At 51.3% G+C, this 10240-nt stretch carries 14 protein-coding genes; 7 read left to right on the top strand and 7 right to left on the bottom strand.

Translation table 11 applies throughout. The annotated features are described in order from the left end of the window. Window positions 1-762 (top strand): EamA family transporter (locus ABJQ89_RS15970; RefSeq protein WP_348497158.1); only part of this gene is annotated, 762 nt, incomplete at its 5' end. A 14-nt stretch (window positions 763-776) separates the two neighbouring features. Here ABJQ89_RS15970 and ABJQ89_RS15965 read toward each other — a convergent pair. Continuing rightward, window positions 777-1289, bottom strand: a complete 513-nt coding sequence (locus ABJQ89_RS15965; RefSeq protein ID WP_348497157.1) for a helix-turn-helix transcriptional regulator — start codon at window positions 1287-1289, stop codon at window positions 777-779. Window positions 1290-1440: 151 nt separating this feature from the next. Here ABJQ89_RS15965 and ABJQ89_RS15960 point away from each other — a divergent pair, with 151 nt between their 5' ends. Both ABJQ89_RS15960 and ABJQ89_RS15955 read left to right on the top strand, forming a co-directional pair. Further along, window positions 1441-2370 (top strand): hypothetical protein, encoded by a 930-nt coding sequence (locus ABJQ89_RS15960; protein ID WP_348497156.1) that lies wholly within the window; start codon window positions 1441-1443, stop codon window positions 2368-2370. A gap of 95 nt (window positions 2371-2465) precedes the next feature. Beyond that, entirely contained in the window at window positions 2466-2930 is a 465-nt protein-coding gene (locus ABJQ89_RS15955) for a GFA family protein (RefSeq protein ID WP_348497155.1), read from the top strand. Window positions 2931-3273: 343 nt separating this feature from the next. Here the strand turns inward: ABJQ89_RS15955 and ABJQ89_RS15950 are convergent, their stop codons facing one another. Beyond that, complete coding sequence (locus ABJQ89_RS15950; RefSeq protein WP_348497154.1) at window positions 3274-4182, bottom strand: LysR family transcriptional regulator; 909 nt, start codon at window positions 4180-4182, stop codon at window positions 3274-3276. Window positions 4183-4276: 94 nt separating this feature from the next. Between ABJQ89_RS15950 and ABJQ89_RS15945 the strand changes: the two genes are divergently transcribed. Together ABJQ89_RS15945 and ABJQ89_RS15940 are read left to right on the top strand one after the other, a co-directional pair. After that, window positions 4277-5536 (top strand): urate hydroxylase PuuD, encoded by a 1260-nt coding sequence (locus ABJQ89_RS15945; RefSeq protein ID WP_348497153.1) that lies wholly within the window; start codon window positions 4277-4279, stop codon window positions 5534-5536. 73 nt (window positions 5537-5609) lie between these two features. Continuing rightward, window positions 5610-5960 carry a hypothetical protein gene (locus ABJQ89_RS15940; protein WP_348497152.1) on the top strand — a complete coding sequence of 117 codons (351 nt, stop codon included), beginning with the start codon at window positions 5610-5612 and terminating at the stop codon, window positions 5958-5960. Here the strand turns inward: ABJQ89_RS15940 and ABJQ89_RS15935 are convergent. The 4 genes from ABJQ89_RS15935 to ABJQ89_RS15920 all read right to left on the bottom strand — a co-directional run bounded on the left by ABJQ89_RS15935 (window position 5926) and on the right by ABJQ89_RS15920 (window position 9135). Continuing rightward, window positions 5926-7659, bottom strand: a complete 1734-nt coding sequence (locus ABJQ89_RS15935; RefSeq protein ID WP_348497151.1) for a sulfotransferase — start codon at window positions 7657-7659, stop codon at window positions 5926-5928. The genes ABJQ89_RS15940 and ABJQ89_RS15935 overlap by 35 nt on opposite strands. A gap of 134 nt (window positions 7660-7793) precedes the next feature. After that, window positions 7794-8207, bottom strand: coding sequence for an SRPBCC domain-containing protein (locus ABJQ89_RS15930; protein WP_348497150.1), 414 nt, complete (start codon window positions 8205-8207; stop codon window positions 7794-7796). Then, a complete protein-coding gene (locus ABJQ89_RS15925; protein ID WP_348497149.1) occupies window positions 8204-8524 on the bottom strand; it encodes a metalloregulator ArsR/SmtB family transcription factor in 321 nt (106 codons plus the stop codon). The genes ABJQ89_RS15930 and ABJQ89_RS15925 overlap by 4 nt, the downstream gene beginning before the upstream one ends. A 77-nt stretch (window positions 8525-8601) precedes the next feature. Next, window positions 8602-9135, bottom strand: a complete 534-nt coding sequence (locus tag ABJQ89_RS15920; RefSeq protein ID WP_348497148.1) for a hypothetical protein — start codon at window positions 9133-9135, stop codon at window positions 8602-8604. Between the two features lie 65 nt (window positions 9136-9200). On the opposite strand from ABJQ89_RS15920, the gene ABJQ89_RS15915 reads away from it, so the two are divergent. Continuing rightward, window positions 9201-9737: a DUF2975 domain-containing protein gene (locus ABJQ89_RS15915; RefSeq protein ID WP_348497147.1), complete on the top strand. Its 537-nt coding sequence runs from the start codon at window positions 9201-9203 to the stop codon at window positions 9735-9737. Further along, complete coding sequence (locus ABJQ89_RS15910) at window positions 9734-9961, top strand: helix-turn-helix transcriptional regulator (RefSeq protein ID WP_348497146.1); 228 nt, start codon at window positions 9734-9736, stop codon at window positions 9959-9961. Before ABJQ89_RS15915 ends, ABJQ89_RS15910 begins: the two co-directional genes overlap by 4 nt. A gap of 38 nt (window positions 9962-9999) precedes the next feature. On the opposite strand, the gene ABJQ89_RS15905 is transcribed toward ABJQ89_RS15910, so the two are convergent. Beyond that, window positions 10000-10240 (bottom strand): SRPBCC domain-containing protein (locus ABJQ89_RS15905; protein WP_348497145.1); only part of this gene is annotated, 241 nt, incomplete at its 5' end.

Raw genomic sequence — 10240 nt, 5'->3', positions numbered from 1 at the left:
CAGCTGACGTCTATGTCTTTTGCAGTCGGTGGAGCTTTGGGCCTGATTTGGGTGATTGTAACGGGCGAGCTCGGCGCGCTCAGAAAAGTCAGTTGGAAGATTTATGCCTTTGGAACCGCGGGCCTGTTTGGCTATCACTTCTTCTATTTTTCTGCGCTACGCCACGCGCCGCCGGCACAAGCTGGATTGATCGCCTACCTCTGGCCCTTGCTTATCGTTTTGATGTCGGGGCTGTTGCCCGGTGAGCGTTTGAAGTTGGGACATATAGTCGGGGGCCTCGTTGGATTTTCTGGCGCCGCGCTCATTGTGAGCGATGGTGGAACCCGATTTGAGGCGGGCGCAGGGCTAGGGTATGCATTGGCGCTTTTGTGCGCAGTCACATGGGCAAGCTACTCGGTGCTTTCGCGGCGGTTGGGCGACACACCTACATCGAGCGTCGCGGTTTTCTGCCTCGCGACCGCGGTTTTGTCGGGCATCGCGCACCTTGCGCTAGAAACCACAATTTGGCCGACCGATTCAAACGCATGGTTTGCTGTGCTTGGCCTTGGCATTGGTCCGGTTGGACTGGCGTTCTTCGTCTGGGACGTCGGGGTAAAACGCGGCGACATTCAGCTGCTTGGGGTCGCTTCATATGCTGCGCCTTTATTGTCGACGTTCGCTTTAGTGCTCGCAGGGATCGCCGAGCCAACCTCGATTTTGCTCGCTGCGAGCGTCTTGATCACCTTGGGTGCTGTCCTTGCCGCACGGGCGAGCAGATCGTGACAACATCAATGGCTTCAGCTTGGCAATAACAAATCTTCTAGAAAAAAGGCAGAAAGATGCGCGCGGCCAGTGAGGTTCGATTTGCTGTAAACTGTGGTCGCTTGCTGCCGGATGGTCCGTTCGGAGACGTCTCTGAGCTTTGAAATTTCTTTCATCGACAGCCCTTTTAACAACAGCAGCGCGACCTCTTGTTCTGCTGCTGTTAGTCCCCAACTCTCAAATTGTGCTTTGATGTAGATCCCAAGCCCATCAAGATGTTTGCGCGCAATGTTTGACGCGCGACCGAGTGCAATCTGCTGCTCTTCCACATCATTCGCCAAACGCATATTTTCACGGCGCACTTTGAGCGGCTCCAATAAGAAAATATAGACACCCAGCGCGGCGATTGCAGAGACGACAACAATGTCCAAAACGATCTGCTGGACCGCATCGCCGGCCGAGATGTCCTGCCAAATGTCCATAATGGTCGCAATCAGCAAAACCGCGAGAAAAACCAACATTGCCAAACGTTCGGTCGTGTAAGTCATAAGCGTCCTCTTTTGCCCTGAGCCTATCGCGCAAAGCTCCAAAGGTCATAGGTCATCCGCCCGATGGAGTGGAGTTTGTGTGAAATGCCCGATGCGAGGTTAGATGAAATTTTCCAGATGGATCGTGTCACGATACAAAAAGGAGACTTTCATGACAGATCGATCCCAATCTCGAAGAACGTTTGCAACGTTGTTCATTTGCGTACTCACCCTACTGATTTGCTTGGCGTTGTTGTTCACCCGCTTTGGCGCATTCATTGTGTTCGATGTTTTGGCGGATATTGGCGCGCCGGATAGACAGGAAATGACCTATCTCGATGCGCCTGTCATCGTTCCCCAAACATTGAAAAATCCATCGGAAATTCCGGTGCCGAAACATATCGAACAGATCTCTGGCCTCTTCCGCAAAGACGACAAATTGTTCCTGTCCACAGATCAATCCGAAGTCTTTGTGATCGATGAAACGGGGCAAACGCGCGGTGGCAACGTATTTCCGTTTACCCCCTTGTTGATCCGCCAGGGGCGGCTCGAGGCGATCACATGGACCGGTTTGGCCTTTGGTCTCGTCGGCGAATTCGGGTCAATGTTGCGTGTCAGCGAACGGTTCGAACGTTTGGAAAACCTGCATTTGCCATCGCAAATCGCTGAGCTTGAATATTCGGGGCTGTCTAGTGGGCCCGACAAGTTCTTTTTCACCACGGATGGCACCGCAAAGATCACAGCCTTGGTGCGATCGACTGGCGAAGTACGGTCATTTGATTTGGATTTTGACGCCTTTGCCAAGCCGGGTCAAAACCCCCAAATGCTTCGGTGGTCGGGCATCGCTTACAATAACGGCTTGATTTACATGTCTGCGCAAGATTACCCTATTGTTGTCGTCGCTGATGCAAACAGCGGCCGTCTCGTGACAGTTTTGGGTATGGAAGGGACTATTCCCTTTTCAGATGTCGCCGTCAGTGATGCCCAGCTTTATGTGCCGCGCGATCATAACTACTTTGATCCTCGCCCCCCGATCCTTGTTTTCGAGCTAAAAGCCGTTTCAAGAAACATCGATGGTTTAGACGTCTCAGGATCACTTTAGTTTCCCCATGGGCGTAGAATGGCCAGAGTTTGCTTTGGCCATTTCTAAGGACCTAATCCCAGTTCAACTGCACCATTCACAAAAGGAATTTATCAATGGCCTCTCAATACCGTTATAAAGGCGCATGCCTATGTGGCGCGGTTCAAGTTCGCCTGACAAGCACACCGCTGTTAACGCTCGCCTGCCATTGCGATGGCTGTCAGAAATTTAGCGCAGGGGCTTTTACGTTAACAGCGATGTTCCCGAAACAGAACTTTAGCTGCAGCGGCGCTGTAGAGATCGGTGGGTTAAGATCAGAAGGTCGTGCGCATTTTTTCTGCGCCGCGTGCAAAGTTTTCGTCTATTCCGAGCTCAGCGGAGCACCGGACCGCGTTAATGTCCGTACGTCTATTCTAGAAAATGGAGCATCGCTTGAACCATTTGTTGAAGTGATGACCGATGAAAAACTACCATGGGTGTACGTACCTGCGGTTCACAGCTTTTCCAAATTTCCAAAGTCGGTTGATGTCCTGCACGCTCTGATGGACGAGTATTCCAAACATCAATCTGTGACCGAGTGAATTCGATTTGCCCTTGGGTACAAGCGATCCTAATCTGAGCCTGATCGCACAGAGAGGTAAATTCAAAATGCCAAGTGTCGTAGTCTGCGGCTTGCCCTAAATGAGACACATCGCCCTTAAATGCGCCTTGTGTTTCATGCTCTTTGCGAGCGGTTTTTGCGCCTATATTTACTACAATACCCACTACGTATGGCGGCGGTGTTTTAACGAAATTGGGCGATGTTTTGACGCGGAAACGGGCACTGTGTATCTGCAACAATCAGGCGGTATTTGGCTCGGCCTCACTGTCGTTACCGCTTTGACCGCAGGTTTTTTTGGATGGCGGCTTTTTACTACAAAATAATTAGGCTGTTGTTATCGCCTGCCGCATGCGTTCGATCATGAACTCCATAAACAGACGCGCTTTGGGGTCTTGGTGACGGCGATGGGTGTAAAGGCAAGCCATCTGAACGGGCAGGGGCGGCGTGTCTTCGACCACTTGCACCAATGCGCCTGACGCAAGATGCGCCGCGATTTCGAAAACAGGGCGCATCGCGATACCTGCACCCTGTAGTGCCCAATCCGTGAGAACATCGCTATCGTCACATTCAAACCGGCCTTGCACATCAAACTTGCGCGCTCCAGTTTCTGTGTTCAACTCCCATTGAAATTCCGTCGCACCGGGAAAGCGAAGGTTCAGACAATTATGCTGGCCTCGATCAATCTCATGTCCCGTTTTCGGATGCCCGTGTTCGGCAATATACGCGGGACTCGCGCATAGGATACGCTCACAATCCGCGATCTTGCGAATACGCATGTTTGAATCCGCGGGACGGCCCAGAAAGAATGCAATGTCGAGCCCTTCAGCAGTCAAATCAACCTTGCGATCTGTCATGCGCAGACGCACGTCAACCAATGGGTAGTTCTCCGCAAATTCTGGCACATAAGGCGCAATCAAACGGCGGCCAATCCCCAAAGGTGCCGCCGCATGAAGCGTGCCGCGCGGATTATCTGTCGCATCGCCGACCTCTGCTTCGGCGGCTTCGACAGCCTCCAAAACAGTACATGCACCGGTGTAAAAGAGACGCCCTTGCTCTGTCGGGGTGAGCGACCGTGTGGTGCGCTGAAAGAGCCTCACGCCCAAATGCGCCTCAAGCTGAGAAATGCGCGCAGAGGTCACTGCGGGCGAAATTCGTTGATCCCGGGCAGCAGCAGACATAGAGCCAAGTTCATAGATGCGCACAAAGGTGCGAATGTTATCGAGATAGGACATTTTTAGTCTATTTTTGACACTCTTTGTGGAATGACAATTATAGCGGTAAAATCAATGAGTGGATAGGCTGACGGTATGAACAAAGGAACCTTTGATGTATGATCTAGCAATACTCTGGGATTGGATCGCATTTGTTGTCCGCTGGCTGCACGTTGTTACAGCAATGGCGTGGATTGGTGCATCTTTTTTCTTCATCGCGCTCGATCTTGGTCTGCGCAAAGCACCCAACATGCCAGAGGGGGCCTTTGGTGAAGAATGGCAGGTGCATGGGGGTGGGTTCTATCACATCCAGAAGTATCTGGTCGCGCCTGAAAACATGCCCGAACATTTGATCTGGCATAAATGGCAGAGCTATATCACGTGGGTCTCTGGCGCAGCTTTGTTGATGATCGTTTATTGGGCCGGCGCTGAGCTATATCTCATTGATCCCGCTAAGGCCGCGCTGTCCACATGGGGGGCGATTGCGATTTCTGCAGGTTCGCTGACCATCGGGTGGCTCGCCTATGACGCCATGTGCAAATCCAAACTGGGCGAGACACCGACGTTCTTGATGGTGCTCTTGTTCGTGATCTTGGTGGTCATGTCCTATGGCTACAACCAAACCTTCACCGGGCGCGCGGCGCTGTTGCATCTGGGTGCTTTCACCGCGACCATCATGACGGCGAATGTGTTTTTCATCATTATGCCGAACCAACGCATCGTCGTCGCCGACCTGAAGGCAGGGCGCACACCCGATGCAAAATACGGCAAGATCGCCAAACTGCGCAGCACACATAACAATTACCTGACCTTGCCGGTCATCTTCTTGATGTTATCGAACCACTATCCGTTGGCCTTCGGCACGGAATATGCGTGGCTCATCACAGCTTTGATTTTCCTCACAGGGGTTACGATCCGGCACTATTTCAACACGATGCATGCGACAGGGAAGGGGCCGATGTGGACTTGGCTCGTCACTGTGATTTTGATGATCATTATCGCTTGGCTTTCGACCGCCAACACCTGGGATCAAGACTACGACGTAGCGCAAAACCAAACCTTGTCGCCGCATCAGGAAATGCTGGTCGCTTCCGCGGGCTATGAGGAGGTCGAGAACATCGTGCTTGGCCGCTGCTCCATGTGTCATGGTCGCGAGCCGAGCTGGGAGGGCATTCGTTGGGCCCCCAAAGGTGTGTTTTTAGAAACCCGCTACGACATCACCCGCACAGCGCGAGAAATTTATCTGCAAGCGGGCGTGTCACATGCCATGCCGCCGGCGAATGTGACGGATATTTCTAACGAAGAACGCGCCAAGATTGCGCGTTGGTATCGCAACGCTGGAACGGTTGAAATCGCTCAAACGGCAGATCAATAGTCTAGTCTTGTTTCCAAAAATTGTTTGGGCTGATAGGCAATCGCAGACATTCGCCAATTGAAAGCCTTCTCATTTGCTATTGATTTTTGTCAGTACTTTATATGCCGCCCTTGTCGTCTCAAATGCCTTGTATTTGCAGTTAGACGCGCCGCGTTGGAAAGGCCCTTTGGTTGCGATCGTCTTGTTTCTCATAGGCATGATCATCATTAAATTTTCTTGGAGGTCACTATTTTTCGATCTTTCAAGCGCACTTGTGCCGTTTCGAATTGTAGCGATTTTTTGCTCGATCTTTATCGGTATTGGCATTGCAATTGCATTGATCTTTGGCAATCGCGTACGCCACCTTCAATTGATAAAAACCGCCTTTGCCGGAACTTGGGGTATAAGTTTCACGCTTTTAGTGCTGATGGTTTTGGCATTTTGATTGGCACGTGATGATTTCCATATCTGCGTAAATCGCTAATATTCTCGAACCAGTCCGCCGCGAAGCTTTGGTAGTTCTTCCAACTCAGACTGCTGTCTTTATAAACTGCGCGACGCGCCTGCTGGGCGGAAGCTGTGCGGATGGGAACCGGTACGCGCTGCTCTTTTGTAGAAGCTTCTTTTTCAGGCAACCCCAACGCTGCGATCAATTGCGCGGTTTCTTTTTCAGGCTCTAACACGAGCATTTCGTAGTCCAAATGAACGATGCGTCCTTCTGGAAGGCAATTCCAAGACGCAACCTCTTGGCGATAGTTTTGCATAAACTCGGCGATACTCTTGCGATTTGTAGAGTAGCTCAAGTCAGCGCCGCCAATAGTAAAATAGGTTCGATAGTTCGACCATGCGACAGCCCTTGGATCACGGTGCACATGCACAAATTTCGCCGTCGGAAAGGCTAGCGCTGCCTCCTTCACATATCGAAAATTGAGGGGCATTTTGTCGGTGAAATAAGGCGTCTCTTTAAGAGATTTTGGAATATTAGCGCTGTATCGCTTTGCAATATCGAACGCGCGTGCATCGGGTAATCCGTCTTGATCAACAAGCGCATGTTGCAACGCGGCTTGGAGCCAATTGCGCTCACCACCAGCGGCGATCAGACTATGGGAAGACAAAAGACGTTCGACCAAAGTGGTTCCAGAGCGCGGCATGCCAACAATGAAAATGGGGGTAGGGCAATCCGCAACAGTCTCTTGTGTTTGCCCTAAATCAAGGTTGAGGGGATTGATCACCCCATTCGATGGCGCGGTTGAATGAAGCGCATCATTGCCCTTCTCGAAGTGATGAAAGGCCGTTTCATACTCCTCAAGCAGATCAAAATCCTTGGCCATTGCGAAATGATAGCAAGCGCGTTGATGTGCGCTTTCGTCTTGATAGGTCACGCCGCTTGTAAGCTTTTGCAAGGCAGGCGACTTGGTAATCGTTGATAGATTATAGAGGAACACAGGGTTCGTTTGATCAAGTTTCACAGCTTGTACAAAGGTCTGTTCAGCTGCCTCAAACTGGCCATTGGCACGATAGGCAGCGCCGAGATTGCTAAACGCTTGCGCATTGTCAGGGACCAATGCGAGATATTCACGATAGAGCGCGATTGCATCTTCAACTGCGTTGTTTTTGAGCAGGAGGTCAGCGCCGGCGCTTAAGATAGAACTATCTCGACCCGACACAGTGTAGGCCAAGTTGAAACACTCTGCCGCTTCGGTGAACTTTTCAATCGCGACCAGTGCAAAAGCAAGATTCTCATATGTAGAAGCTCCGCGATTGTTGAGCTTAATCGCTTCAGAATAGTGCCCAATGGCAAGATCAAAACTCTTGAGTTCAAAGCAGCAAGCCCCTGCGCCGTTGTGGGCCTGCGCTGCAAATCCGCTTGAACGATCAATCCGCACGAAGTGCGCATAAGCAGCGTGAAATTCGCGGTGACGAAAAAGCAGCGTCGCTAGATTGAGGCGCGCGCTATTACATTCGGGATCATGTTCGAGCAAAGCCAGCCAGAGATCCGTCGCCTTTTTTGCGAAACCTTTCGCCTCGAGAAGATCGGAGAGGATCAGTGTTTTACCTACATCATAAGGATCGCGCTGATGCATTGCGCGCGCTTTGGCGAGCGTTGAGGCTCTCGCAGGTTTCTCAATCTTCAACGCGCCCATTTGCTTATCCTATCCTGCGTTTAGCATTAGTTGCGGATAGGTATCGCAGAACTCTTTAACAGATCGCTTACAGTCTCCCAATTTCTGGGGAGGGAGTTGTCGGGGCCGTACACCGGCCCTGACAACAAATTATCCTATGCGTCGTGCAGATCTGCCCGCAAACGGCCCATATGCTCATCCCAGCCTTTATCCAGCGCAAGGGTCAGACCGAACGCCCCTTCGCCTTGCGGCAATCCTTCGTGCACCAAAGACAAACGTGTGCCACCAGCGACTGCATCGAGCGCCCATTTCACAGTACTCGTAGCCTCGCCCATCGGTTTGATCGTGAATGTATATTCAAGGCGTGTGTATGGCTCAGAAACCAGGACGTCGCCCCACATCAACTTGTCACCGCTTTCTACACCAAACATTGCATAACTCCCCATGGTGAGGGGTGCTTTCGGCTTGTGAAACCACGTTGCGAGCTTTTCGGGGTCGGTCAGATATTCCCAAACCTGTTCAGGCGTCGCTTTAAGATAAATGGATTTGTGCAAAGTTGTGTCGCTCATGTTTTGTCCTTTTCAATTTCGGTTTTCAAAGCGGCCAAACGATCATCCCAGAACGCATCAAAGAAGCTGAACCAGTCATGCACGCGCTTTAGCCCATCGGGATTCAGCGCGTTCACGCGCGATCGTCCGTCCGTGCGGGTGGTGATGAGGTCACCTTCTTGCAAAATGGTCAGATGTTTTTTCACCGCCGCGCGGGTCATTTGGAAGTTGTCAGCAACTTCGGCGATGGTCAGGTCTTGCTCGGCGAGCAAATGAAGAATGCCGCGCCGCGTTGGATCGGCCAAAGCGCGAAAGCCTTGCTGTTCTGATTGGATCATGATGCCCTCATGTAATACCATTTGGTTTCACTTATATGCGATACCAAATGGTATTACGTCAAGAGAAATAATTGCGTTTACTTTTCAGGCGTGCAGGGTTTCATTTCAGGCAGCGCGTCTTGCCTGATGATCGCAGAGATCGGTCCGTTATTGATAAGGGGCAGAAAAGCACCGTCTTCAGACATGCGGATCGCAACGCTTGCAACAGCATCCGTGGCAGGCCCATCGCCCAACTTGCACGGCTCAATCGTAACAGCGAGCGAACCTTTCACTGCATCCTCGTCCACAGCCTTCCACTCACGTGCGGTGGATTGCGTTTCGCGCAATGCGGCCAAATCCTTCGGCGCGATATGAAAGATTGCTCCTTCAATTTTCAGCCGTTCCAGAATCAACGGCGTTTCAAGGATTTCATCCGTTTCTGTATTGCGCGCTGAAAAGGTCAACTGCGCAGACCCCTCTGTAATCTCAAGACCTTCGGGCAAGATCAACGAAACAGCAAACCCTGCTGGATCAGCCTCATAGGGAGAGACTTGATTTAGTAGTATCGCCGAGCTCGGAACGAGACTTGTACAAGCGGACAACAACAGGACGGACAAGAGGGGTAGGCGCATTAGAATCTCCTTTGACAACTAAAATTTACTGTTTTACAATAAGTTTTAGAATGAAAGGATTAAATATGCACAGGTTTGTTCGAGTCAAAAAATGGTCCCACATCCTTGAGTGGGTTACTTCGGTCAGTCTCATTGCCATACCAATCGTGACAGCCATCAGCCTTTTCGCTGGCCCGATTACACCAGCAGCCTTGGACATCAGGTTGGAACATCTGACCGTCTCGCCGGCGGCGACATCTCTGCAATTGTACACGGCACTTGGTTTGCTTTTGATCCCGATGATCATTTCGCTTTTCACGCTCAACGCGATGCGCAACTTGTTTCGATCTTATCGCAAGGGTGATGTGCTCACCGAAAACTGCGCGGTTCTTATCCAACGCATCGGACAAGGGTTTCTGGCCCTCTCTCTCGCACCTTTCTTTTTACAGCCCGTTTTGTCCGTCCTTTTGAGCATGGCAAACCCTGCTGGCGAACGGCTTTTGTCCGTGAATATCGATAACGAAATGATCTTCTTTGCTGTGGCAGGCGGGTTGATTGTTGTTATCGGATGGGCAATGCGGGAAGCCTCTGATCTGGAAGACGAAAATCGAGCCTTCATATGAACGATGTAGAAATTGTGGTCCGGCTTGATGTTATTCTTGCGCTGCGCAAGATGAAGTCTCGCGACCTAGCGCAGGCGGTAGGCATCACGGAACAAAACGTCAGCCTATTGAAATCAGGCAAGGTCAAAGGCGTACGGTTCGAAACCTTGGCCAAGATATGCGCCGTGTTAGAGTGCCAGCCCGGTGATATATTGGAAGCAGTGCTCGTTGAAGAAACGAGCTAGCACAAAGCTTTGGCGCAGCAGTTGCAAAATAGGCTTTGTTAGGTCCCACGCAACTTGTTGAACCATCCCTTTTTCTCGTCGCCCTCGTCTTCGCCGTCAACTGGCGCACCGACGGCTTCTTGGAACGAGGTAAAGAATTGATCCGCCATTTTCTTGGCAAAACCGTCGATGATGCGGCTGCCGAGCTGGGCGAGTTTACCGCCAACCTTGGCCTCAACATCATAGTGCAAGATTGTTTGCTCGCCGCTCTCTTCAAGGCGCACGTTTGCACCGCCCTTG

This window comes from Planktotalea sp. (assembly GCF_039984035.1).
Classification (GTDB): domain Bacteria; phylum Pseudomonadota; class Alphaproteobacteria; order Rhodobacterales; family Rhodobacteraceae; genus Planktotalea.
Note: the sequence above shows the minus strand (reverse complement) of the source record. Positions and strands in the feature narration are given on the sequence as shown.